The sequence below is a fragment of the Reinekea thalattae genome, from assembly GCF_008041945.1.
GTDB lineage: Bacteria > Pseudomonadota > Gammaproteobacteria > Pseudomonadales > Natronospirillaceae > Reinekea > Reinekea thalattae.
On record NZ_VKAD01000001.1, the window covers coordinates 639775 to 665169 of the forward strand.

General features: G+C 44.4%; 18 protein-coding genes and 3 tRNA genes. 9 read left to right on the plus strand and 12 right to left on the minus strand.

The genetic code is table 11. The features are described 5' to 3' along the window. Positions 1-53 precede the first annotated feature (53 nt). From lon to FME95_RS02980, 7 genes are all read right to left on the minus strand, one after another. Positions 54-2477, minus strand: coding sequence for an endopeptidase La (lon, locus tag FME95_RS02950; protein WP_147712943.1), 2424 nt, complete (start codon positions 2475-2477; stop codon positions 54-56). Positions 2478-2570: 93 nt separating this feature from the next. Further along, positions 2571-3854, minus strand: coding sequence for an ATP-dependent Clp protease ATP-binding subunit ClpX (clpX, locus tag FME95_RS02955; protein WP_147712944.1), 1284 nt, complete (start codon positions 3852-3854; stop codon positions 2571-2573). Positions 3855-3993: 139 nt separating this feature from the next. After that, positions 3994-4626: an ATP-dependent Clp endopeptidase proteolytic subunit ClpP gene (gene clpP, locus FME95_RS02960; RefSeq protein WP_147712945.1), complete on the minus strand. Its 633-nt coding sequence runs from the start codon at positions 4624-4626 to the stop codon at positions 3994-3996. A 105-nt stretch (positions 4627-4731) separates the two neighbouring features. Continuing rightward, the gene (tig, locus tag FME95_RS02965) at positions 4732-6045 is read right to left on the minus strand and encodes a trigger factor (protein WP_147712946.1); all 1314 of its coding nucleotides are present in this window, start codon (positions 6043-6045) and stop codon (positions 4732-4734) included. A gap of 171 nt (positions 6046-6216) precedes the next feature. Then, positions 6217-6292: transfer RNA gene (locus FME95_RS02970), tRNA-His, on the minus strand. Between the two features lie 20 nt (positions 6293-6312). Then, positions 6313-6389: transfer RNA gene (locus FME95_RS02975), tRNA-Arg, on the minus strand. Between the two features lie 73 nt (positions 6390-6462). Next, positions 6463-6539, minus strand: a tRNA-Pro gene (locus FME95_RS02980). A gap of 207 nt (positions 6540-6746) precedes the next feature. Between FME95_RS02980 and folD the strand changes: the two genes are divergently transcribed. The 4 genes from folD (at position 6747) to trmA (ending at position 10243) form a co-directional block, all read left to right on the plus strand. Continuing rightward, complete coding sequence (folD, locus tag FME95_RS02985) at positions 6747-7613, plus strand: bifunctional methylenetetrahydrofolate dehydrogenase/methenyltetrahydrofolate cyclohydrolase FolD (RefSeq protein WP_147712947.1); 867 nt, start codon at positions 6747-6749, stop codon at positions 7611-7613. A 15-nt stretch (positions 7614-7628) separates the two neighbouring features. Continuing rightward, positions 7629-8126: a peptidylprolyl isomerase gene (locus tag FME95_RS02990; RefSeq protein WP_147712948.1), complete on the plus strand. Its 498-nt coding sequence runs from the start codon at positions 7629-7631 to the stop codon at positions 8124-8126. Continuing rightward, positions 8126-8875 carry a UDP-2,3-diacylglucosamine diphosphatase gene (locus FME95_RS02995; protein WP_147712949.1) on the plus strand — a complete coding sequence of 250 codons (750 nt, stop codon included), beginning with the start codon at positions 8126-8128 and terminating at the stop codon, positions 8873-8875. Before FME95_RS02990 ends, FME95_RS02995 begins: the two co-directional genes overlap by 1 nt. A 270-nt stretch (positions 8876-9145) precedes the next feature. Next, the gene (gene trmA / locus FME95_RS03000; RefSeq protein WP_147712950.1) at positions 9146-10243 is read left to right on the plus strand and encodes a tRNA (uridine(54)-C5)-methyltransferase TrmA; all 1098 of its coding nucleotides are present in this window, start codon (positions 9146-9148) and stop codon (positions 10241-10243) included. 22 nt (positions 10244-10265) lie between these two features. Here the strand turns inward: trmA and FME95_RS03005 are convergent, their stop codons facing one another. Further along, positions 10266-10715, minus strand: coding sequence for an ankyrin repeat domain-containing protein (locus FME95_RS03005; protein WP_147712951.1), 450 nt, complete (start codon positions 10713-10715; stop codon positions 10266-10268). A gap of 195 nt (positions 10716-10910) precedes the next feature. Here FME95_RS03005 and FME95_RS03010 point away from each other — a divergent pair, with 195 nt between their 5' ends. Continuing rightward, positions 10911-11999, plus strand: a complete 1089-nt coding sequence (locus tag FME95_RS03010) for a class I SAM-dependent methyltransferase (RefSeq protein WP_147712952.1) — start codon at positions 10911-10913, stop codon at positions 11997-11999. Between the two features lie 3 nt (positions 12000-12002). On the opposite strand, the gene rlmKL is transcribed toward FME95_RS03010, so the two are convergent. After that, complete coding sequence (rlmKL, locus tag FME95_RS03015; RefSeq protein WP_147712953.1) at positions 12003-14147, minus strand: bifunctional 23S rRNA (guanine(2069)-N(7))-methyltransferase RlmK/23S rRNA (guanine(2445)-N(2))-methyltransferase RlmL; 2145 nt, start codon at positions 14145-14147, stop codon at positions 12003-12005. Positions 14148-14432: 285 nt separating this feature from the next. Between rlmKL and rmf the strand changes: the two genes are divergently transcribed. Further along, positions 14433-14648, plus strand: coding sequence for a ribosome modulation factor (gene rmf / locus FME95_RS03020; protein WP_147712954.1), 216 nt, complete (start codon positions 14433-14435; stop codon positions 14646-14648). A gap of 171 nt (positions 14649-14819) precedes the next feature. Here the strand turns inward: rmf and FME95_RS03025 are convergent, their stop codons facing one another. Together FME95_RS03025 and FME95_RS03030 are read right to left on the minus strand one after the other, a co-directional pair. Next, complete coding sequence (locus tag FME95_RS03025; protein WP_147712955.1) at positions 14820-15839, minus strand: quinone-dependent dihydroorotate dehydrogenase; 1020 nt, start codon at positions 15837-15839, stop codon at positions 14820-14822. 183 nt (positions 15840-16022) lie between these two features. Beyond that, positions 16023-16256, minus strand: coding sequence for a DUF2835 domain-containing protein (locus FME95_RS03030; protein ID WP_147712956.1), 234 nt, complete (start codon positions 16254-16256; stop codon positions 16023-16025). A gap of 327 nt (positions 16257-16583) precedes the next feature. Between FME95_RS03030 and FME95_RS03035 the strand changes: the two genes are divergently transcribed. Then, the gene (locus FME95_RS03035) at positions 16584-17840 is read left to right on the plus strand and encodes an OmpP1/FadL family transporter (RefSeq protein ID WP_147712957.1); all 1257 of its coding nucleotides are present in this window, start codon (positions 16584-16586) and stop codon (positions 17838-17840) included. A gap of 84 nt (positions 17841-17924) precedes the next feature. On the opposite strand, the gene FME95_RS03040 is transcribed toward FME95_RS03035, so the two are convergent. Beyond that, positions 17925-22739 (minus strand): NAD-glutamate dehydrogenase, encoded by a 4815-nt coding sequence (locus tag FME95_RS03040; RefSeq protein ID WP_147712958.1) that lies wholly within the window; start codon positions 22737-22739, stop codon positions 17925-17927. Between the two features lie 506 nt (positions 22740-23245). Between FME95_RS03040 and FME95_RS03045 the strand changes: the two genes are divergently transcribed. Next, a complete protein-coding gene (locus FME95_RS03045) occupies positions 23246-24907 on the plus strand; it encodes a nitrite/sulfite reductase (RefSeq protein WP_147712959.1) in 1662 nt (553 codons plus the stop codon). Further along, positions 24891-25376, plus strand: a complete 486-nt coding sequence (locus FME95_RS03050; RefSeq protein ID WP_147712960.1) for a DUF934 domain-containing protein — start codon at positions 24891-24893, stop codon at positions 25374-25376. The genes FME95_RS03045 and FME95_RS03050 overlap by 17 nt, the downstream gene beginning before the upstream one ends. The last annotated feature ends 19 nt before the right edge of the window (positions 25377-25395 follow it).

Below are 25395 nucleotides of genomic sequence, written 5' to 3' on the forward strand. Positions count from 1 at the left end.
TTCTTATACCAGCGGTAGTTTATACCAGCCTCAAAAAACTACTGTCAAGCCGCTTAATGAGTACTGATGCTACTTTCCGTGCTGTTTTTCGATTTTTGCTTAGATATTTCAGTTTCAACCTCTTCATCGGTCAATCCCTTAGGTTTAGACTCTAATGCGATGTCTAAAACTTCATCAATCCAAGCAACGGGTCGAATCTCTAACGCTTCCTTAATATTATCAGGAATTTCTTTTAAATCTCTGACATTTTCGTCTGGAATGATCACCGTTTTGATACCACCACGGTGAGCTGCCAGTAACTTTTCTTTCAAGCCACCAATCGGTAGCACCTGACCTCGAAGCGTAATCTCTCCGGTCATTGCAACATCGGCACGAACAGGTATTCGAGCCAACACCGAAACTAAAGCAGTACACATTCCGATACCTGCCGAAGGACCATCTTTAGGTGTCGCGCCTTCTGGAACATGAATATGGATATCTTTATTTTCATGAAAATTAGGCAAAATACCCAATCCTTGCGCTCGACTTCGAACAACCGTCATTGCCGCTTGGATCGATTCCTTCATGACATCGCCCAACGAGCCGGTTCTTAAGATAGCGCCCTTACCTTCGACACAACTGGCTTCTAAGTTGAGTAATTCACCGCCAACCGAAGTCCAAGCAAGACCTGTAACCATACCGATCTGGTTATCTTCATCGGCAATACCGTACTTAAACTTATAAACACCAGAGTACTCTTCTAAGTTGTCAGCACTGATGGTTGTGACTTCTTTAGAATCGTTAAGTACATTATTCATTACAACTTTACGGCATATTTTAGCGATTTCTCGTTCAAGACTACGAACACCTGCTTCTCGCGTATATTGACGAATCAATGTCAAAATTGCATCTTCCTGCAAACTCAATTCGTCTTTCTTTATGCCGTTGGATTCAATTTGCTTAGGCACTAAATATTTTTGAGCAATATTTAGTTTTTCATCTTCGGTATAGCCAGGAATTCGAATCACTTCCATACGATCCAACAACGGACCAGGAATATTCATACTGTTTGAAGTACAAACAAACATGATATCAGATAGATCGCAATCTACCTCTAAGTAATGATCATTAAAGGTATGATTCTGTTCTGGGTCCAATACTTCAAGTAATGCAGATGCTGGATCGCCTCGATGATCCATGCCCATCTTGTCAATCTCATCAAGTAAGAATAATGGGTTTTTAACACCCGTCTTACTGAGTTTTTGAACAATCTTGCCAGGCATTGAACCAATATAGGTACGGCGATGGCCACGAATTTCTGACTCGTCACGCACACCACCAAGCGCCATGCGTACAAACTTACGATTGGTAGCCTTGGCAATAGATTGCCCTAATGAAGTTTTACCTACACCAGGAGGGCCAACCAAACAGAGTACCGGTCCTTTAACTTTTTTGACCCGCTTTTGTACTGCCAAATACTCTAGGATGCGCTCTTTAACTTCATCGAGACCATAATGGTCTTTCTCTAAGATCTCTTTGGCCCCGGCTAGATCATGACGCACTCGGGAACGTTTCGCCCAAGGCACACCCAAAATCCAATCTAAATAATTCCGAACAACCGACGCTTCAGCTGAAGTTGGCGACATCATTTTTAATTTATTCAACTCAGCCAAGGCTTTTTCGCTCGCCTCTTTTGGCATGCCTGAGTCTTTAATTTTTTTCTCAATCTCTTCTATTTCTGAAATATTATTTTCATCAATATCGCCGAGTTCTTTTTGAATGGCTTTCATTTGCTCATTCAAATAATACTCACGCTGAGATTTTTCCATCTGTTTTTTAACGCGACTACGAATGCGTTTTTCTACTTCAAGTAAATCGATTTCCGCCTCAAGAAGCGCTAACAGATGTTCGATGCGATCACGTTCACTGGCAACTTCAAGAACCTTCTGTTTCTCATCAACCTTAAGCGACAAATGAGAAGCAATGGTATCCGCAAGCTTGCCTGATTCTTCAATATTAGACAGCGAGGTCGAGACTTCTGATGGAACCTTCTTACTCAATTGCACATATTTATCGAATTGAGACATCAGCAAGCGAACAAGTGATTCTTGCTCTCGTTCGTTTAATGGATCAGCGGTTAATACTTCAGCCTGCCCCATTAAAAATTCTTCGCCATCGCGCACATCATTAATTGCGACACGGCTAACGCCTTCGACCAGAACCTTAACGGTTCCATCTGGTAGGCGTAATAGTTGTAAAACGCTAGCTAGAGTTCCGACGCTGTATAAATCACTCTGTTCAGGGTCATCGTCCTTGGCGTTTTTTTGTGCAACCAATAGGATTTTTTTATCGTTATCCATAGCGTCTTGTAACGCTGCGATCGATTTTTTACGACCCACGAATAATGGAATAACCATGTAAGGATAAACAACCACATCGCGCAGTGGTAATAGCGGTAAATCCATTAATAATTCTTCTGTAGCATCTGTGTTCGCCATAATTACCTCAACACTTAATTCATACACTCACAATGGCGACAAATTCATAGATATCAATATCTTAGAGGAAAAAGCGGGCGTACTGCCCGCCTATTATTCGGCTTGTCCGCCGGCAGTTTTTTGAGGTTCAGAATTTTCGTAAATCAGTATAGGCTCTGCCTCGCCTTTAACGACTGACTCTTCAATCACAACTTTTGTGATGTTTTCTTCGGATGGAATTTGATACATCGTGTCGAGCAAAATACCTTCTAAAATAGAACGCAAGCCTCGGGCACCGGTATTGCGCTCCATCGCCTTATTAGCAATAGCACGCAAAGCGCCTTCACGAATATCGAGTTCAACACCTTCCATTTCAAACAGTTTTTGATACTGCTTAACCAAGGAGTTCTTTGGTGCTGTTAAAATAGTCACCAAGGCGTCTTCATCTAACTCTCGCAATGTAGCAACCACTGGTAAACGACCAATAAATTCAGGAATCAAACCATATTTAACTAAGTCTTCAGGTTCGACATCTGCAATAACAGCCCCTGCTTTACGTTCGTCTTTTTGTTTAACTTCGGCACTGAAACCAATTCCACCTTTGGCAGTTCGATTTTCAATAACCTTTTCTAAACCAGCAAAAGCACCGCCACAGACAAACAGGATATTTGAGGTATCAACCTGTAAAAATTCTTGTTGTGGATGCTTTCGTCCGCCTTGAGGAGGAACCGACGCAACCGTACCTTCAATGAGCTTCAACAGCGCCTGCTGAACGCCTTCACCAGAAACATCACGGGTAATCGAAGGGTTATCAGACTTGCGTGAAATCTTATCGATCTCATCAATGTAAACAATGCCGCGCTGAGCTTTTTCGACATCGTAATCACATTTTTGCAATAGCTTCTGAATGATATTTTCTACGTCTTCACCAACGTAACCGGCTTCTGTTAGCGTTGTAGCATCGGCCATTGTAAATGGCACATTAAGCAATCGCGCCATCGTCTCGGCTAACAGCGTTTTACCACTACCAGTCGGGCCGATTAATAAGATATTCGATTTACTAAGCTCGACATCCTGATTGGCTTCACCATATTGCAAACGCTTATAGTGATTATAAACAGCGACCGACAAGACAATTTTGGCGCGCTCTTGACCAATAACATACTCATCTAATGTCTCGCGAATTTCTGATGGTGCAGGCAGCTTATCGTTTTCGCTTTGCGGGGCCTGCTCTTGAAGCTCTTCACGTATAATGTCATTACAGAGGTCAACACACTCATCACATATAAATACGGAAGGCCCTGCGATCAGCTTTCTAACTTCATGCTGACTTTTGCCGCAGAAAGAGCAATACAATAGCTTCCCATCATCGCCCTTTCTGTTTTTATCATCGGCCATTTAAGACTCCAAGTACAAAACTATTTAATAAAGATGTAACTAGCTTGCTATAAATGCAAGTTTTCTAGAAACTTTTTCTGCATAAAACACGATTTTCATCAATATTACTATTCTAGCGGACTTTCAGTTCAAAAGTCGGCTATAAACGGCGGTCTATTACCTGATCAACCAAACCGTATTCAACAGCTTCGTTAGCCGTTAAGAAATTATCGCGATCGGTGTCTTTTTCGACCTCTTCGATCGGACGACCTGTGTGATACGCCATAATTTCGTTTAATTTCTTTTTCATATCTAAGATTTCACGCGCGTGAATCTCAATATCAGTTGCCTGCCCTTGATAACCACCTAATGGCTGGTGAATCATCATACGAGAATTCGGCAAACAATAACGCTTACCCTTAGCGCCACCGGTAAGTAGCAAAGCCCCCATACTAGCAGCCTGACCAATACACATAGTACTCACATCTGGCTTAATAAACTGCATGGTATCGTAAATAGCCATACCTGCTGTTACAGAACCGCCAGGAGAATTGATATACAGATGAATGTCTTTTTCTGGGTTTTCACTTTCTAGATAAAGCAACTGAGCTACCACTAGATTCGCCATATAGTCTTCGACCTGACCTACCAAGAAAATGACGTTTTCTTTGAGTAAGCGCGAATATATATCGAACGAGCGCTCTCCACGAGAGGTCTGCTCAACCACCATCGGCACTAAGCCGCCTGCATTATAGATTTCGCTGGATAATTCTGAACGGCGATCTGATGACATATAACTGCTCCTTGACTTGTTAGGGCAAAAAAAAGTTGGCCTTCATGTGAAGAGCCAACTTAGATGGTAGTCCTTGAATTAAACACCACTACAAGGCGTTAGTGTTTAACCTTGAGCTGCGTTTTTAGACTTAATGGCTTCTTCATAGCTGACAACTGTATCAACTACTTTCGATGCTTCTAAGATATGGTCAATCGCTGCGTTTTCAACAACCGCGGCGCGAACCTGATTAAGCATCTCTGGATTACTCTTATAATAATCGACAACTTGCTGAGGATCTTGATAGACAGAAGCCTGATCGTTGATATACGCATCAACGGCAGCATCATCTGCTTTAATCTCAGCCTTGTTGATGACTTCGTTCATAATCAGACCAACTTTAACTCGACGCTCAGCCTGATCTTTAAATAATTCGTCAGGTAGCGTGTTCACATCGAACTGAGCCTGCTGACCGAATTGCTGCATAGCCTGTTGCTTAAGACGAGGAATCTCATCAGCAACCAAGGCAGCAGGAATATCGAACTCATTAGTCTCAACAAGCTTTTCGATAACTGCATTCTTCAATGCCGCTTCCAAAGCAGAGCGAGCTTCACGCTCCATATTCTTGCGAACTTCAGCTTTAAAGCTTTCTAGATCTTTACCTTCAGCACCGAATTCGGCAAAGAAGGCTTCGTCCATTTCAGGCATTTCTGCTTCAGCAACTTCATGAACGGTAATATCGAAGACAGCAGCCTTACCTGCAAGCTCTTCATTACCATAGTCTTCAGGGAAGGTTACGTCTACCGCTTTTGTTTCGCCAGCAGATAAACCTTCGATGCCAGATTCAAAACCAGGAATCATTTGACCTGAGCCCAAAGTAACTGACTGCCCTTCTGCGCTACCGCCTTCGAAAGCTTCGCCATCAATTTTGCCGACAAAATCAATCTTCACACGATCGCCATTCACTGCAGGACGCTCAACAGCAACATAGTTAGCACGCTGCTTTTGCAAGCTTTCTAGCATAGTGTCGATGTCTGCATCGGTAACTTCAGTAGTCGACTTTTCAAACTCGTAACCGTCGAATGAAGCCAGCGCAATTTCAGGGAAGACTTCAAACGTTGCGATAAACTCAACGTCTTCACCAGCCTTATCTTTGCTGAATTCGATCTTAGGCATGCCAGCTGGCACAACCTTCTGTTCTGTGATCGCTTTGGCATAGTAGTTACGCACGATATCTTCTAATACTTCTGCACGAACACTGTCACCAAAGCGCTGCTTAACAACAGCCACTGGCACTTTGCCAGGGCGAAAGCCATCAATCCGTACACGACGAGCGGTTTCTTTTAATTTTTGACTAACAGCATTGTCGACTTCGCCTGCTGGCACACCAACAGTCATGCGACGCTCAAGACCCGTAGTTGTCTCGACAGAAACTTGCATGAGGCTTCCTCTTTAAACTTATTTCTTAAAATACATGAATGAAAAATTTTGGGGGTGATACTCTAAGGACGGAACATCCCATAATCAAGCCCTAAAATAGGATATATCTTGCTTCCCGACATATTCGAAGCAAAAAAAAAGCCGTTTATGACAACGGCTCTTTTAAAAATATGGGGTGGACGATGGGGATCGAACCCACGACCACCGGAATCACAATCCGGGGCTCTACCAACTGAGCTACGCCCACCATAAATATAACGTTGAAGCTGGCACGCCCGGCAGGACTCGAACCTGCAACCACTCGCTTAGAAGGCGAGTGCTCTATCCGGTTGAGCTACGAGCGCTTCTTGCCCGTCCTACTTACACTGCCAGTTACTTAAAACCAGTCACCTAAACGACTCTAATTCGATTAGGAATTGGTCGGAGCAGAGGGATTCGAACCCCCGACCCTCTGGTCCCAAACCAGATGCGCTACCAAACTGCGCTATGCTCCGAGTGACCGTGTCCGTCAACGTGGCGCGCATATTAATGATAGCCTTGCGAGCAGTCAAACCTTTTTTTAAAAAAAATGTTAAAAAACAAGACGATAGCAATAGATACATCATTCAGATGCGACCAATTAAGCGCGCCCTATTATTGCTGAAAGCTCGGTCACATGAGAACATAGCGCCATTCAATCACTTCTACTGTATGGACAATCGATGTCGGCACAAATTATCGACGGTAAGAAAATAGCCTCCCAACTCAAAGAACAGATTCGTAGCGAAGTTTCCAAGCTGACTAGCCAAGGCCACCGAGCGCCCGGTCTTGCTGTAATCATAGTCGGCAGTGACTTTGCTTCTCAACGCTATGTCGCCAGTAAAATTAAAGCCTGTGAAGAAGTCGGCTTTAAATCAAAGAATTACGACCTGACCGAAAACACCACTGAAGCTGAGCTTATTGAATTAATCGATAGCTTAAATGGTGACGCTTCGATTGATGGCATCCTAGTGCAGATGCCGCTTCCAGAACACATTAATGCCGACACCATTGTCGAGCGCATTAAAGCAGACAAAGATGTTGATGGCTTTCATCCTTACAACATTGGCCGCCTAGCACAGCGTCGCCCATTATTAGAAAGCTGCACGCCAAAAGGCATTATGACGCTATTACGTAGCACGGGCGAAGATTTAAAAGGTAAAAATGCCGTGGTCGTCGGTGCATCGAATCATGTTGGCAGACCGATGGCATTAGAACTACTGTTATCCGGCTGCACGGTTACCACGACCCATCGCTTCACCAAGAATTTAGAACAGCATATTCGCCAAGCCGATATTGTTGTCGCCGCTGCCGGTAAGCCTGGACTTATTCAAGGCGAGTGGATTGCTGATGGCGCGATCGTGATTGATGTCGGCATTAACCGCGACCAAGATAACCATATTGTTGGCGATGTCGACTTTGATGCCGCTAAAGAAAAAGCAGCATGGATCACTCCAGTACCCGGTGGTGTTGGACCCATGACAGTCGCAACACTGATGGAAAACACTTTAATTTCTGCAAAACAATTGCATTTAGGCCTAACCAATTAGCATAAAGGACAAACCATGAACGTTTTAATGACGACTTCAATGGGTGATATTAAGATCGCTCTAAATACCGAAAAAGCACCAAAAACGGCTGCCAACTTTGAACAGTATGTGAAAGACGGCTTTTATGACGGCCTTATTTTTCACCGTGTTATCAACGGCTTTATGATTCAAGGCGGTGGTTTTGAGCCGGGCATGAAGCAACGCACCACTCGCGACCCTATTGATAACGAAGCTAACAACGGCCTTAAAAATACCGAGTACACTCTAGCCATGGCTCGCACCATGGACCCTCACTCAGCAACGGCTCAGTTCTTTATTAACGTCGCAGACAACAGCTTTTTAGATTTTAAATCTGAAACCGCTGACGGTTGGGGCTACGCAGTTTTCGGTGAAGTCATCGAAGGCAAAGAAGTGGTCGACAAAATCAAAGCGGTAAAAACAACCTTTGCTGCAGGACACCAAGACGTCCCTGCTGAAGATGTTGTGATCGAAAAAGCGGTTATCGTCGATTAATGTCGCTTAACTTTACGAATGCCCTCTTCATCTCGGACATTCATCTGACCGAAAATCGCCCGGACTGTGTTCGGGCTTTTTTCGATTTTATTGAATGGGTTCCCGCCAGCACCGAAGCACTTTTTATTCTGGGTGATTTCTTTGAGTATTGGCTCGGCGACGATATTAATTCTGAACTATCAGAACAGGTAGCCAATGCCCTTTCTCAATTAGCCAAACAAAAATCTGTACAAATTTTCTATATGGCCGGCAACCGAGACTTTGCGCTTGGCGAACATTACTGCAAGCTCTGCTCAATGAGCTGGTTAGAAGACGGAACGCTAGCAACAATCGACGGATTAAAGGTCTACCTCAGCCATGGCGATCTATTTTGTACCGATGATAAAAGCTACCAACGCTTTCGAAAAATCATCCGTCACCCTGTTGTTTTGTTTTTATTAAGACGAAGCCCTAAAGCTTATCGAAAAAATCTAGCTGCCAAGCTGCGTGCTAAATCAAAACAAAAATATCAACAAAACCCAACCTTCATCGATGTAACCAACAGCGCTATCAGCCACACCTTTAAGCAAAGCCAATGCGATCTTATCATTCATGGCCACACACACATGGCAGACATCCATGTCCATAATTACAAGCCACAACAGCTTCGAATGGTACTGGGTGATTGGGATCAAGTCGGCTGGTATGGCAGCATTGAGCAACAACAACCTCAGCTTACTCAGTTTTCTATAGAAAACCCTTCGTTCTAATCTCGCTACTTAATACTCGAAACCTGCCTCTCGTAACTTCTGCGCCTAAGCTGCTGACTTAATTATCTGCCTAAAACAGTTCGTCGTTGCTTGAGTGATCACCATCAGCAATTTCATCGCAGACCAAAATGGCACTCCTCTTACGTTGTCTGACTTCTTTATCGGCATCAGATAGCCTGTGGCGAAAAAGCCAAAATAGATAACGGTATAAAGTAGAAATTACGCGCTATATGCCTACAATCGGCGCTCCGTTTTATATTGAGCTCACGCATGCCTTTCCCATACGATCCAGACAACTATTCACAGCAACTCGCGACCAAAACAGCAACACTGACGCAGCTGTTTGAAGGTTGGCAAACACCTGAGTTAGAAGTATTCGACTCACCCAAAAGCCATTATCGTATGCGAGCGGAGTTTAGAATTTGGCACCAAGACGATCAGTCTCACTTTGCCATGTTCAAAAAAGAAGATCCGAAAACCCCCGTCTTTATTGATGACTTCCCCATTGCCTCGGAACAGATTACAACGCTAATGGGGCTCGTTCGTGAAGCGATTCACCAAGACCCAGAACTGCGCTTTAAGCTATTCCAGGTTGAGTTTTTGACAACCAAAGCTGGTGATGCACTGATCACGCTGATCTATCATCGTAAGCTTGATGAAGCTTGGCAGCAGCGCGCCGAGCATTGGCAAGCAACCTGGGGCATTCCTGTCATTGGCCGAGCACGTAAGCAAAAACTTGTCCTAGAAAGAGACTATGTCAATGAAACACTGAACATTGCAGGCAAGGCTTATCAATTTAGACAGTACGAAAACAGCTTTACCCAGCCTAACGCCGATGTTTGCGAAAAGATGGTCAGCTGGGCAGTGAAACAGACCGCTAACTGCACCGAAGGCGATCTAATGGAACTTTACTGTGGCAATGGTAATTTTTCGATTCCATTAGCAGAGAACTTTAATAAAGCGCTGGGCACTGAAATTTCTCGTACTTCAGTTAAAAGCGCCAACGAAAATATTGAACTAAACAACATTCAAAATTTAAAAATTGCGCGCATGGCCAGCGAAGACCTCTCCAAGGCATGGCTACACAACGAACCGAGTCGTCGTTTCAATGAATTTTCCATCGGCGACTATAACTTCAATACGGTACTCGTCGACCCACCGCGTGCTGGCCTAGATGAAGACACAATAAAATTAATTCAACGCTTCGATCGTATCCTTTATGTTTCGTGCAACCCGAATACGTTAATTGATAATTTAACGACATTAAAAGATGAATACGACATCACCGCATTTGCCCTGTTCGATCAATTCCCTTATACCGATCATATTGAAGCGGGCGTGGTTTTAGAACGTCGAACTGACTCATAATATAAAGGGTTCGTTAATCAGCCTATTCGGCTCGCTTTGCGGCTAATAGCGTCATAATATCAGGATGCTTTTCAGCTAATGAATAGGCTGTCTCGCCAAACCAATCGACAGCGTTTATATCAGCTCCTCTGGAGAGCAAAAAGGAAACCGTTTCAGTCTTGCCAGCGGTAATAGCCTGCAACAACGGCGTGCGAGCGTCACCATTACGAAACTCAATATTAGCGCCAGCGTCTAATAAAGCTGCCAATATTTCTGTTCTACCTAAATAGGCTGAAAAAGTGACGAAAGTTGGCGATGCTCGACTATCAACTCTTAGGTTTAAATCTATATCGTCGGCAATTAATAATTCAACCGCTCCTAAATTGTTATCATTTATGGCGTTCATCATTAGCTCGTAATCACCTAATGACTCAGCAAAAGTACTTTGCGCCATACAAATAACAACCAACAATATTAAAGCGACTCTAAACATATTTATTTACCTTTTAGGTTTAACTTAACAATGCAGTAGATACATACCTAGCCAGTAAACACTAAAATCTAGCAGCTTTCATCCCTATTCTGGTTTACGACTTTAGCTATGCCATATAAATAAATTAGCTAATGAAAACTCCAAGCTTATAACGGTAAAATAGTGAACTTTTCGATACAGCACAGAGAATCCGTCATGTTAAAAAATTTACGACTGTCGCGAGTACCAGCCGACACTCAATTACAGGCATGGAACGCTGCGGACGAATTCCTATTAGGTCAACAACAGTTGCTGCGAAACCCCGTTTTATTGGTAAACGATGCCTTTGGCGCCCTTGCGCTAGCGTTACAAACGGCCAATTCCGAATTGGAAAACCTAGACTGGTGGAACGATTCGGCCAGCGCAATGGAAGCTCTGCACGAAAATGCAGACCGCAACAACCTGCCCTTGCCTGCTCTAGTGAATGCGCCCTTTGCAGATTCATTGAGCTCGCACTACCAAAGCGTGGTCATACACATTCCTAAATCGGCCAGTTACTTTGCATGGCAACTAGAACAGATAAAGCCAAGCCTTAACGAAGGCGCAGAAGTTTTTGCCTTGGGTATGGTGAAGCACATCAACAGCGCTCACATTAGGGTAATGAATGAGCACTTTCAAACAGTAAACCCAGGACGAGCCGAAAAAAAAGCCAGAGTTATTTGCTTAACAAATCCAAATAAAAACACACAAAAGCCAACCATAAAAAGCTATCACAACCCGTTAAATCAAAAACCGATTTATACTTTGCCCGGCTGCTTTGCAGAAAAAACACTCGATCCTGGTGCTCGAGCCTTTATTGAATATTTTGATCAATTACCGAGCGCTAAAAAGGTCTTAGATTTAGCCTGTGGCAACGGTGTATTAGCACAATCGTTTTTAACTGATCAAACAGATGTGCAACTGCACTTGGCAGACGATAGCTTGCAAGCCATTAATAGCGCAAAAATGAACTTGACCAACTTAGAAAATTGTCATTTTCATCACAGCAATGGTGCGAATAAAATTCCAGAACAGGATTTTGATTTAGTACTGTGCAACCCGCCGTTCCACCAGCAAGCGACCGTTACTGAACGTATTGCCGAAAAATTAATTGCGGATGCCGCTAAGGTGTTAACAGCGCAAGGACAACTTTGGCTAGTGGCCAACCGGCATTTAGATTATCGAAAAACGCTAAAGCGTTATTTTAGCGCCACTCGAATTGTATCGAATGACGCTCGCTTTAACGTTATTTGCTGCCAAAAATAAGGCTTAAAACTTATGGCGAATTTCAAAACAGCGGTGTGGTTTTTTTCGTTTAAAGTCATTTGGTACTGAACGCGCGGTAATGTCTTTAACATCGAATTTTTCGTACAGCGCGTCATCCATATAAAACTTTTTGTAGTTATTGGAGAAAATCAAAACCCCATCAGCGGTTAAACACTTCATGGCACTTTCAACCAAAAACTCATGATCACGCTGAACATCCAAGGTATCAGTCATACGTGCCGAGTTACTAAAGGTAGGCGGGTCTAACACGATGATATCGAATGTCTCTTTGCATTCAGCTAACCACTTCATACAGTCGGCATGAATAAACTGATGGTTTGGCCCTTCTTTGCCGCCGTTAAGCTCTAAGTTATCACGCCCCCATTTTAAATAGGTTTTTGATAAATCGACACTGACTGTTTTACTGGCCTTGCCAACAAAAGCATGTGAGGTAAATGCCGCGGTATAGCAAAATAAATTCAGTACTCGTTTTCCGGCGCTGTGCTGCTGCACCCAAATTCGGCTGTTGCGATGATCTAAAAACAGACCGGTATCAAGATAATCAAATAGATTAACCGATAGCTTCACGCCCTGCTCTTGCACCTGAAAAAACTGACCGCGAGTTGAGCTTGCCTTTTCGTATTGATTTTGACCCTTTTGCCGCTCTCGGCGTTTAACTGCAATCTTGGCAACCGGTACTGAAAAAATTTCGGTGAGCGCTTCGATGGCGAGCATTAAACGTTGCTCTGCTTTTTGTGGCGGAATCGATTTCGGTGGCGCGTATTCTTGAACATGCAATGAATCGCCATACTTATCTATCGCAAAGGCGAAGTCTGGTAAATCTGCATCGTAAACACGAAACGCTTCAACCTGCTCACGCTGCTGCCATTTTTTTAATTGTTTGAGGTTTTTCTCAACACGGTTTTTAAAACCTTGCACCTGCTCATTATGTGCACTGACCTGAACCTCGTTACGAGATTCATCCGCTTCATACAAATACAGAGTGGTTTCAATAGGACCGTTTTGGAAACGTTTTTTGTCGTATGGGCGCAAACCAACTTCGCGCGCTAATACATCGTCGGAAGTTAAAACACCAACGCGCCAGCCTGCTAGTTTTTCGCGCGCTAACTCACCCATCTTTCGATAGGTTTTTAACAATAAAGGTTTGTCGCCTAGACGCTCACCATACGGTGGATTAGACAACCAAAGGCCAGGTTTAACAACTCGATGCGTCGGCATTTCCCATTCGTGTAACGGTTTTTGATAACAGCGCACTTGGGTCGATAAACCTAAGTTTTTTAATGTTTCATTCGCTGAGGCAATCACGCCGCCATCGGCATCGTAACCCATCACCACCGGCATGGTTTCTATCCCCTTAACGCGGCGCTGACGGGCTTCGGTGATTAATTCTTGCCAAGCTTTATTATCGTGCTGTAACCAACGCTCAAAGGCGAATTCTATACGACCTAAGCCTGGCGCATAGTCGGCAGCAATCATCGCAGCCTCAACCACCAGCGTACCAGAGCCACACATTAAATCGAAAAAGGATTGTCGCTGCTGTGCCATTGCCAGCCAACCAGCAGAATAAAGCAGCGCACAGGCTAGGTTTTCTTTAATGGGTGCTGGGCCTGTGGCTTGACGATAGCCGCGTTTATGCAAGGATTCGCCAGTAAATTCCAAACCAACAAACATCTTTTTACGTGCAACTTGTGCAAAAATCGTTACATCTGGTTTATCAGTATCAACACTGGGGCGAGCACCGTGTTTATCACGCATCTGATCGACAACCCAGTCTTTCACCTTTTGGCCACCGAATCGTGTATCGCGAATTTCGGGCAAATGGCCGCTGAACTTCACTTTTAGTGTGCCTGTTGGCCTTAGATGTTCATCCCACGCGATTGAGCCAACAAGTTGCTCCAGCGCCTCAAACGACACTTCGTTGCTTTCGGCCAAGGCTAAATACACTCGGCTCGACAACCGGCTCCACAAACAAATCTTATAGGCATCGGCGATACTGCCAACAAAGGTTACACCCTTGTGCCAATCCCCTACCTCAACGGACGCTATTTGTTGAATTTCGGTTTTAAGTAGCCCATGGACGCCCTGTGGGCAGGTTACCCAAAAACGATAGCTGGTAGTTGAGTTCATTTTTTAGACAACTTCTCTTTAGTAATTAATATTTTTGTAACAATGAGTCATATACAAGATGACGCCATTTTAACATACATCGCTGAAAGCGCCGAATGACGCGCTATGCCAACCGTAACCAAAGCCTTAGCTAGAATGATTATTAAAACGCGTGGTGATAGATGAATATATTCATCGACTTGATCGACTAACCTTATGTACAACTGTGTTTAATCTTTCACGATTACTTGGGGCCACATTGTAGTACCCGCCCTGCTCTTAAGCACCATAAATCGAGGATAACCTATGCGACGACAAAAAAGAGATAAGATGGAAAGAGCATTTCAAAAAGGCTATTACGCCGGAATTGAGGGGAAATCGAAAGATCACTGCCCAAAAGATGACGGGCCAATTCACCAGCAGTGGGTCAATGGTTGGCGTGAAGGCCGCAGCGACCATTGGGACGGCTACACGGGCGTCAGTGGTGTCCACCGACTTAACGAGTTGGTTATACACCACTGATCAATAATTCACTGCTCAGCGCTCAACAAAGGTTCGCAACTCATTCGTCGAATCGTCAGCCACGAGCTTACTGACATAACAAGCTGACTTCGAGCCAGCCAACACCGCTTGGTATTCTCGGCTCGAAGTTATTCATTTCACACGTTACCTTCTCATGCTCACAGTTATCAGCTAGTTATCTAACTTTGCCAACAGCGCGGCTGTCTTTTTCACTAAGCCCGGCCCTTGGTAAATAAAGCCACTGTAGATCTGCACCAAGTCGGCGCCATGACGCAGTTTTTCTTCGGCATCGTGTGCTGACATAACACCGCCAACACCGATGATTGGAATATCCGCATTCAGCTGTTCACGGAACTGTTTAATAACCGCATTGGACTGTTCACGCAATGGCGCACCAGAAAGCCCACCAGCTTCACTACTGTACTTGTAACCTTCAACTTCAGCGCGTTCGACCGTGGTGTTGGTGGCAATAACCCCGTCGACCTGTAACTCATTAAAGACTTGCGCTAACTCGCTGACTTCTTGCTCGGTAAGATCGGGCGCGATTTTAATAAAAATAGGCTTATGGTCGTGCACTTTATCCAGCTCTGCTTGCCGTTGCTTCAAGGCAACAATCAATTGCTTGAGGTTTTCACCAAACTGTAAGTTACGCAGCCCCGGTGTATTAGGTGAAGACAGGTTCACTGCAATATAACCAGCAACTGGATAGGCTTTATCTAAGCAATAGAGATAGTCGTTAATGGCTTCGTCTTCGGGAGTGACTTTGTTTTTGCCGATATTAATGCCAATAACGCCCTGATATTGGCTGCGCTTAACCCGCTCAACCAAATAGTCGACACCTTTATTGTTAAAACCCATGCGATTAATGATGGCTTCTTTTTCTGGTATACGAAAGCAGCGCGGCTGAGGGTTACCCGGCTGAGCAACTGGCGTTACGGTACCCACTTCGATAAAACCAAAACCCAAGGCGCCTAAGGCATCGATACAGTCGCCGTTTTTATCTAGACCTGCTGCCAAACCGACCGCATTTGGAAATTCTATGCCTGCAATGGTCACAGACTTTTGTTTGCTTAATTTAGGCAGTAGACGAATAAGGCCGAGACGCTGAGCGACGGCTAATGCTTCCATGGTGAGGTCGTGCGCGGTTTCTGCCGACAACAGAAAAATGATCTTACGAAAAAACGAATACATAGCAGGCTCCCAAGTCAATGTGCTGCGCGATTATACGGATATTCGTTTGCCTGAATACTATCAAGGTCAATAGTCTTCAACATCGATAGCCTTAAAGACCGATAGTCTTAAAAATCAATCGCCTGCAAAACCAAACCTATCGGTTATCTAGGTTCAGGCAAAAAGCAGACGCAGGAATACGAGTTAGGAGATTTTTTCTATGCCGGCAAATTTATGATGTTCGTCGAACTGGATAGCAAAGGTGCCATGAATGCCTTCTTTACTGACAAACGGCTGCAAGATACGACTAGGAAAGCGAACTCTACGGCCATCGCGAGCTAACGCCGATACCTGACTCACGCTGCCTTGATAATGCTGTAAATAATCTTCTGCTGAAATCAGGATATCAACAATGATCGAATTCGAACGGTCTTCCAATGTGCTCTCCTAACACTCTTTAACGTGCCTGATTAGCTCCCGCAACAGATATTCTACGCCTAGCTTTAAATCAATAGCACCTAGCTTGAAAAGCGCTATTTAACCATAAGGCGGCTTATCATTTCGAGCAAAGCCTAGTTATAAATGAGTTTTATTCACAATTCAGTTGAAACTTAGCTCATTACTCCTCCCAAGGTCGATGATTAAAATCGTGCTCACGTAAATCGCCGATGCTGTTCTTGTGCAGATTCAGCATAAAGGTGGACACACTCTCAAAGAGTTCGCATTCAAGACGAACGCTTGATAATAGAAGATAAGAGAATTTTCATGAATTTCAAAAAACATCATTTAGCCCTCATCGTCGCAGCGAGCATTACCAGCCCGATCAGCCTTGCAGCTGGCTTCCAAGTTACCAACCATTCCGCCAGTGGCTTAGGTCATGCTAATGCGGGCGATGCTGTCATTGCCGATAACGCCAGCGCTATTGCTAACAACCCTGCTGCCATTATGCTGTTCGACTCTGCCAGCCTTTCTGTCGGTGCTAACGGCGTAGTACCGAGCACGGACGTCACGGATGTAAAGCTAAACGGTGCTTTAGAACTAGACGATGCTGAAGATGTCACCAACTCTTCAACTGTGCCTTACCTATACTACATTCACCCGGTGAATGAGCAGTTCTCGGTCGGTGCCAGCATCTATTCTGACTTCGGTACCAGCGTTGAATACTCTGACGAATTTAATGATCAGTACTACCTGTCTCCTGCTATCAATGCTGGGCTATATGCAGGTACTACAAAAATTTGGTCGCTAAACTACGCTGCCACTGCCGGCTACCGTATTAACGATGCCATCAGCCTTGGTGGTTCGGTAAAAGCCTTAAACGGCGGCGGTACCTTTGAGCGTGGCACGACCATTGACTTTGAAGGCAGCGGTTGGACCTACGGTTGGGATTTAGGCGTCGTTTATGAACTGAGCCCACAACATCGCTTTGGCCTTAGCTACAAATCGGCTATGGATTTAGATGTACAAGATACAACTGACAGTACGTTCACTAGCAACGGCTATACATTCGGTATTGATTACCTTGAAATCAGCCTACCTTCGATTGCAGAATTTTCTGGCTATCATGGTGTAACTGAAAACCTAGCTGTGCACTACAGTATTATGCACATTGGTTGGAGCGGTTTTGAGGAATTAAACTTTAAACTTGATAGTGAAGTACTTCCTGAATACACATCAACTTACGGCTGGGACGACTCTTGGCGCTATTCACTCGGCACCACCTACCAAGCAAGCACTGCGTTGGCACTGCGTGCAGGTATCTCTTACGATGAAAGCCCTATCCCAGAAGATAAACGTATTTTCTCGATTGTAGACTCAAACCGTATCTGGTATTCAACCGGTGCAACTTGGGCCTTTAACGAGCAATCGTCGATTGATTTTGGCCTTAGCTATATCGTTGGCGAAGAAGTCGACATAGAAGAAGCCATCTACATCGACGCATTAGGTAGTGATGTAACGTTATCCGGTACCGCAAAAACAACCGCTTGGTTAGCTGGCTTACAGTTTAACTACAACTTCTAAACGGTCTGTTTTTTTTAAACATTCGTTGCACAAAAAAGCCGACATCATGTCGGCTTTTTTATTTCTCTTGTTTTCGCTAATCCACTAATCCAAAGCAGCCACCTGCGATAAACCAAGCAGCTCACGAATGGCGACACTGTACATACTGAATTCCGGTTCGCTAATCGAACGTACTTCGTTGATCATCCGCAGCCAGCGCTCCACTAATAGATGATTCGCGCCCATCCAAGCACCAATCTTTTCATCGACAGCTTGAGAAGGGTCTGAGTCATTAGCCAATAAGCCCTGAACAATTCGGCGTTGCTGCCATTCAATATCATCACGATAGGCTTCACGCGCCATCGCCTGCCAGTGACTGTTAATGTTGATGGCATTAAGCGCTGTAGTGAACAGTTCTAAGCCGAGTGCCTCACCGATTCTGAAATAGGCATCAGCGGCTCGCTCTACCTTCATGTCTAGGTTTTGCGACACAGCAATAATGCCAAGCGACGAGTATAGAATGTTGACCGAAGCCACCTTCGTTGCCAACGCCTTCGGTGCGCCCTGCTCGATATAGTTATCGCGCTTGGCTAACCAGGTTTCTTTAGCGTGATCTGGCAATAAACCTTCCAGCTCTTTTTCTAAGCAGCTCAATCGCTCTTTAAACTGACCAACCACTTCTTGGATATCAATACCGGTGCGGTAATTGCGTAGAATCCAACGTGTTGCACGACGAACCATGCGTGAGGTTTTCAGCATCATATTATTTTGCAGTTCAGCCGGCACTTTATAGTCCAGTGCTTCTATCTGCTGCCAAATATCAGTTAGCCCAAAGATCTCTCGGCTAGCAACAAAGGCTTTAGCAATTTCCACCGCACTGGCGCCAGTGCTTTCTTGCAATCGGTTATAAGAATTAATGCCTAAATAGTTGACCATTTCGTTTGCGGTAATGGTGGCAATAATTTCTTTTTTCAGCAGGTGCTTATCGATATGGTCGCCCAGTTGAGACACCAAAGCTTGCGGAAATTCGGTTTCGATTGCGTTGCTAATAACAGGATCATTAGCAAGCTCTTCCGTTGCCAACAATTCTTTTAGATCGCCCTTCACATAGGAAATCAACACCGCTAATTCTGGCCGTGTTAAGCCTAAACCATCCGCTTTACGTTCAGACAACTGCTCATTGGTTGGCATAAATTCTAACGAACGATCAAGCTTGCCAGCGTTCTCCAATGCGTTCATCAAGCGGCGATATTCTTCTAAATTTGTATTGGATTGCGAAAACGCCAAACCCAACGCTTGAGTTTGCCGATAGTTGTTATCCAGCACTAATTTAGAAACGTCTTCGGTTAAGGACTCGAGTGTTTCATTACGCTGTTTGACGGTAAGATCGCCGTGCATGACCATGTCGTCGAGCAACACCTTAATGTTAACTTCGTGGTCTGAGCAATCAACACCGCCAGCGTTATCGATAAAGTCAGTAAAGCAGGCACCACCGGCTAGGTTATATTCAATACGTCCTAACTGACTTAAACCTAAGTTACCGCCCTCGCCGACAACTTTGCAACGCAACTCTTTACCGTTAATGCGCACGGCATCGTTAGCTTTGTCGCCAATATCTGAATGCTGCTCGTTGCTGGCTTTTACGTAGGTGCCAATGCCGCCATTCCAGAGCAAATCGACCTTGGCTTTAAGCAAGGCGGTAATTAATTCTGTTGGCGTGACTCGGGCCTGTTTAATGCCGAGCAATGATTTCATCTGTTCGGTAACAGCAATAGATTTTGATGCACGAGAAAATATGCCGCCGCCTTTAGAAATTAAAGACTCATCATAATCGGTCCAAGAAGAACGAGGTAAATCAAACAAACGCTGACGCTCTTTAAAGCTGGCTTTTGGATCTGGGTCTGGATCAAAAAAGATATGTAAGTGGTTAAAAGCACCAATCAGTTTAACGGACTCTGATCGCAATAAACCATTACCAAAGACGTCGCCAGCCATATCACCAATACCGACAACCGTAATTGGATCTTTTTGCACATCGATACCAATTTCACGGAAGTGTCGCTGCACACTCACCCAGGCACCGCGCGCTGTTATGCCCATTTTTTTATGGTCGTAGCCGTTAGAGCCACCAGAAGCAAAAGCATCGCCCAACCAGAAGCCGTAATCTTCTGCAACGCTGTTCGCGATGTCAGAAAAGGTCGCCGTACCTTTATCGGCAGCAACCACTAAGTAAGGATCATCGCCATCGTGACGAAGCACACCCTGCGGCGGTACGATTTCTTTTTCTACCAAGTTATCGGTAATGTCTAGTAGGCCACGAATAAAGGTTTTATAGCATTCAATACCTTCGGCCATAAAGGCCTCGCGATTATCAGGTGCAGGCAGCTGCTTAGCGACAAAGCCACCCTTGGCACCGACAGGAACAATCACTGCGTTCTTAACCTGTTGAGCTTTTACCAGACCAAGCACTTCGGTACGGAAATCTTCGTTACGATCTGACCAACGTAAGCCACCACGCGAGACACTTCCGCCACGCAAGTGAACGCCTTCGACTCTTGGTGAATAAACAAAGATTTCATACTTAGGTTTTGGCAATGGCAGTTCAGAAATCTGCTGCGGATCGAGTTTGTAACTGATGTAAGACTTACAGCTTCCGTTGCTATCTTTTTGATAAAAGTTAGTTCGTAATGTCGCCATCATCAGCTCAATATAACGACGGAAAATTCGGTCTTCGTTAATGTTATTAACATCATCGAGTTTATCGACAATCACTTTTTGCCAATTATCAGCGGACTGGTTGTCTTTCGATTCCGGATTAAATCGGGCGGCAAACAGGCTTGCCAAATGGCAAGTAATATCGGTGTAATCAATCAACGTTTGCGAAATATACTCGGTACTTAAACTGAATTGTATTTGCTTTAAATATTTTGCGTAGGCGCGAAACATAGCAACCTGCTGCCAAGTTAAATTGGCCCGCAAAACCAACTGATTAAAGGCATCGTTTTCAGCATGACCACGCCAAATATTTAAGAACGCATCCGAGAAACGCTCTCGATGACGAGCTGGGTCGATATCCGGTTGTGGTTCGTAACGTAAATTAAAGTCGTAAATCCAAGTGCAGCCTAAGGTCGGGTGCTCAATTTCATACGGGTATTCATCAATGACCTTAAGCCCTAAGTTTTCTAAGACTGGAATCAAATCAGAAAGAATTAAGGCTTCGCCACGGTTAAATATTTTAAGCTTTAACACGCTGCCATTAGGCTCAATAGATTGAAAAAAGTTGAGCGATATATTGCTGTCTTCATTGCTATGCAAGGTTTGAATCCGCTGCACATCCGCAACTGCAACGCGTGCGCTGTATTCTTCTATATAGCTTGGTGGAAAGGCGTATTCGTAAGATTGATAAAGCTGAATGCCCTGCTCTTCACCAAAGGCTTCAATCATGGCGGTTTGCAATTCGTCATTCCAACTGCGTGACATCTGAACGATGCGGCTTTCAAAAAAGTCGGTGGCTGGCAGCGCATCAATAGGCTTGGTTAACTTAAAGACAAAACGGGTTCTAGCCAATACCGATTCACTAAAGAAGGTAGTGTAATCGGAACCGGCAACATCGAAGTAGTCGGCAAACAGATCATGCATCTGTATACGTATTTGGGTATTAAAAATATCACGCGGCATATAAATCACGATATTCAAAAACTTACCGTAGGCATCGGTACGCATAAACAGGCGTATTTGCTTTCGCTCTTGTATCGAGAGTACATCGTTGCCAACCTTCAACAACCAATCGATACTGCTCTGAATTAACTCATCGCGTGGGAAGTTATAAAGAATAGCCACAAGCTCTTTATAAGCATGGCTGCCTTCACTATAACCACTGTTTTTTAACACCTGCTCCAGTTTTTTGCGCACCACCGGAATACTGGCAGGCGTTTCGCTATAGACATTGGAGGTAAACAAGCCCATAAATCGGCGACCACCAACAACTTCGCCTTTGTCATTAAATTGTTTTACCAAGATGTAATCGGAATAGGCCGAACGATGCACCGTTGAGCGATGACCAGACTTAGTAAATATCAATAATTCTTTTTTGAAAACGTGCTCTTGTCGAGCAGGTGTCATCTCGGTTACTCGCTCAACTCGCCGCTTTTTATTTTTACGGAATAAACCTAACGCAGACCCTTTAACCTGCTTTACTTGGCCGTCGTCGATAACATATTCATCGTACGCTAAAAAGCTAAAGTGGTTCTGCGTTAACCATTGCATTAATACTTTAGCTTCTTGCTTGTCTTCACTGCTAATAGGAATAGAGTCGCTGTCTAAATCTTTAACCACGTCGAGCGTTTTATCGCGCATGGCGCTAAAGTCATCGACAACATAGTCGACATCTACAAGCACCTGCTGCAGCTCATTTTGTACATCCAGCTTTTGCGCTTCGTCAGTGGTTCGATCAACTTCGATACAGAGCAGTAATTCTGCGGCACCCTTTTTATCAAAACTGACAAATTGACCTTCTTTATCACGCTTAACATGAAAATTGCCGTAAAACAGCGCATGGATGTTCATAGCATGACGGCTTAACGCCAAACGCATAGAGTCGATTACAAAGGGTTTATCTTCCGTTACAACCGAAACGATGGTGTGCTGATTTTGCCAATCGTGCTCTTCAATGTTCGGGTTTAATACTTGAACGCCCTTGTGGTTCGCATTTCTGGTTTGCAGCGCTCGCCACATGGCGACTGCCATACCAGCGAGGTCACTGGTCTTATAGTTTTCTAAATCTCGTAGTGAGGCATGCTTTAAAAATTCAAAGATAAAGGTGTTTAGCGCCTGATGATGTTCAGCAGGAAACTGCGGTTGTAGTCGCTGATACAGTGAATCAATTATTTCATCGCGGTCTATCTGAAGATCATCGGTCATATATGCCTCTTACTCTTATATGGGTAATGTATTTTATATGGGTCATCTATATGTGTAATCGGCTACCCGTTAGATGGGCTTTAGATCACCAAGGTTAAAATAAACAGCCAGTTAATTTTTATATTTTCAATAGTATAGACAAGTTGACTATCAACTTATGTCATTCGGCCTAACTCGCCCTCGTAAATTGAGCACAGTGAACAAAACCACAACCTAAATGCCTATTTATTGAGAGTTTAGCCTATATACAGCATTACTATAGCTTCATGAAACGCTCTTAAGCGATGACAATCAGGCACAAATACCTCAAAAATGCTGCTGAGTACATCTACACCTGTAGTTGCGTCGAACAGTGTAAACACAAGTCTAACGCTTATAAGATTAAAGAATCACTATATAATCCTTTAGTCATTCAGAGAATATTAAAGATAAGCTATAGTAGCCGGCGAATTTAATGGGTACTCTTTAGCCTATTCATAGATCACCACTGACAAAAAGGTTTAACCATGTACGTTTATGACTCGTATGACCAACAAATCGTTGATCAACGTGTTGTTCAATTTAAAGAACAAACTGAACGATACTTAGCTGGCCAACTCGCAGCCGAAGAATTCCTGCCATTACGCTTACAGAATGGGTTATATGTTCAAAGACATGCACCTATGCTGCGCATTGCGGTTCCTTATGGCCTAATGACAGCGACTCAACTTCGTAAAACAGCCGATGTCAGCCGCCGGTTTGATAAAGGCTATGTACACTTTACGACACGTCAAAACATCCAGATGAACTGGCCTGCGCTAGAAGATGTACCTGAAATCTTAGCCGAGCTTGCCAGTGTGCAAATGCACGCCATTCAAACCTCTGGTAACTGTATTCGTAATACAACCACCGATCAGTTTGCCGGTGTTGTGCCCGATGAGGTTGAAGATCCTCGGCCTTGGTGTGAAATTATTCGCCAATGGTCAACGCTCCACCCTGAATTTGCGTTCTTGCCTCGTAAGTTCAAAATTGCCGTCAATGCCTCACAGAGTGAAGACCGCGCCGCGATTCGTTTCCACGACATTGGCTTGCAAATGGTTAAAAACGATCAGGACGAAGTTGGCTTTAAAGTCTATGTCGGTGGCGGTTTAGGCCGTACTCCTTTAGCAGGACAAGAGATCAACTCTTTCTTAGCTAAGCAAGACCTCATCACCTACCTTGAATCGATCTTACGGGTCTATAACGTTCATGGTCGTCGTGACAACAAATACAAGGCGCGCATTAAAATCCTAGTCAAAGCGATGGGCGTTGATAAGTTTTCTGCCTTGGTCGATAAAGAATGGCAGCAAATTAGACAGGGCTCTAACCAGCTCACCGATGCAGAAATAGCGCGTGTTAAAACCTTCTTTACCGGCATCCACTACGAGACTTTAGCGGATCAAACGGAAGCATTGGCGACTCAACGCTTTGAGTCTGCTGCCTTCGACAAATGGATGGCACGTAACGTTGATGCGCACAAACAACCGGGTTATGCCGCGGTAACACTGTCATTAAAACGTGTTGGTTATCCACCGGGCGATGCCACAGCCGAACAGCTAGAACTGATGGCCGATTTGGCAGAACAGTACAGCCAAGGCGAGCTAAGAGTGAGCCACCAACAGAACATCATTTTCTCTGACGTTAAACAGAGCGAGCTATTTGCTCTGTGGCAAACTTTAGATGCGAACGGATTAGCCGAGCCAACGGTTGGCACACTTAATGATGTCATCTGCTGCCCTGGCGGCGACTACTGTGCTTTGGCAAACGCTAAGTCTATTCCGGTTGCCGAGTCTATCCAAGAGCACTTTAGCGACCTTGATTACCTGTTTGACCTCGGTGATTTAGACCTCAACATCTCTGGCTGCATGAATGCCTGTGGCCACCATCATATCGGCCACATTGGTGTTTTAGGCGTCGATAAAAAGGGTGAAGAGTTCTATCAAGTATCGCTTGGCGGTGACAGCGGTGTCGGTGCTCAAGTCGGTAAAATTTTAGGGCCTTCATTCAGCGCTGAAGAAATGCCGACTGTTATTCAGAAAATAATCGACGTCTACATTGCAGCACGTGAGCCAGAAGAGCCGTTTATTTCTGTAGTTAATCGATTGGGCCTAGCCCCATTTAAGGAGCGCGTCTATGCAAAAGCTAATTAAAAACCTTCAGCTTATCGATAATGACGGCTGGCTAGAAGTTGCCTCTGCAGAAGAATTTGAACAGTCAGCGCAACCTCTCGTGCCCTTTAAGTTACTCGATGAGTTAGGCAGTGATCTACTGGCAACGAAAGACTATGGCATTCTATTTGAAGTATCGGATGACTATGAGGCTTTAATTGCAGCGATTAGCACTCAACCGCTTGTCGTATTTGAATTCGAAAAATTTGCCGATGGCCGCCCTTTCACCTTTGCCCGTGAATTGCGCGAATACCACCAGTACAAAGGTGATATTCGAGCTTCTGGTGACTTTATGCCAGACCAAGCAGCCTTTTTGTATCGTTGCGGCTTCTCTTCGCTACAGTGCCGCACAGAGCAAGATGCTCAAACCGCACTGGCAGTAAAAGACATCGTATCGGTTAACTACCAAGCAGATATGGAGCAGGCTGAGCCTCTCTTTAGACGACGCTAATCGACTATCGACTCGCAAA

Coding starts and splice junctions, on each gene's coding strand:
- lon (WP_147712943.1), bottom strand. CDS start 2,477: ATGGCGAACACAGATGCTACAGAAGAATTATTAATGGATTTACCGCTA.
- clpX (WP_147712944.1), bottom strand. CDS start 3,854: ATGGCCGATGATAAAAACAGAAAGGGCGATGATGGGAAGCTATTGTAT.
- clpP (WP_147712945.1), bottom strand. CDS start 4,626: ATGTCATCAGATCGCCGTTCAGAATTATCCAGCGAAATCTATAATGCA.
- tig (WP_147712946.1), bottom strand. CDS start 6,045: ATGCAAGTTTCTGTCGAGACAACTACGGGTCTTGAGCGTCGCATGACT.
- folD (WP_147712947.1), top strand. CDS start 6,747: ATGTCGGCACAAATTATCGACGGTAAGAAAATAGCCTCCCAACTCAAA.
- FME95_RS02990 (WP_147712948.1), top strand. CDS start 7,629: ATGAACGTTTTAATGACGACTTCAATGGGTGATATTAAGATCGCTCTA.
- FME95_RS02995 (WP_147712949.1), top strand. CDS start 8,126: ATGTCGCTTAACTTTACGAATGCCCTCTTCATCTCGGACATTCATCTG.
- trmA (WP_147712950.1), top strand. CDS start 9,146: ATGCCTTTCCCATACGATCCAGACAACTATTCACAGCAACTCGCGACC.
- FME95_RS03005 (WP_147712951.1), bottom strand. CDS start 10,715: ATGTTTAGAGTCGCTTTAATATTGTTGGTTGTTATTTGTATGGCGCAA.
- FME95_RS03010 (WP_147712952.1), top strand. CDS start 10,911: ATGTTAAAAAATTTACGACTGTCGCGAGTACCAGCCGACACTCAATTA.
- rlmKL (WP_147712953.1), bottom strand. CDS start 14,147: ATGAACTCAACTACCAGCTATCGTTTTTGGGTAACCTGCCCACAGGGC.
- rmf (WP_147712954.1), top strand. CDS start 14,433: ATGCGACGACAAAAAAGAGATAAGATGGAAAGAGCATTTCAAAAAGGC.
- FME95_RS03025 (WP_147712955.1), bottom strand. CDS start 15,839: ATGTATTCGTTTTTTCGTAAGATCATTTTTCTGTTGTCGGCAGAAACC.
- FME95_RS03035 (WP_147712957.1), top strand. CDS start 16,584: ATGAATTTCAAAAAACATCATTTAGCCCTCATCGTCGCAGCGAGCATT.
- FME95_RS03040 (WP_147712958.1), bottom strand. CDS start 22,739: ATGACCGATGATCTTCAGATAGACCGCGATGAAATAATTGATTCACTG.
- FME95_RS03045 (WP_147712959.1), top strand. CDS start 23,246: ATGTACGTTTATGACTCGTATGACCAACAAATCGTTGATCAACGTGTT.
- FME95_RS03050 (WP_147712960.1), top strand. CDS start 24,891: ATGCAAAAGCTAATTAAAAACCTTCAGCTTATCGATAATGACGGCTGG.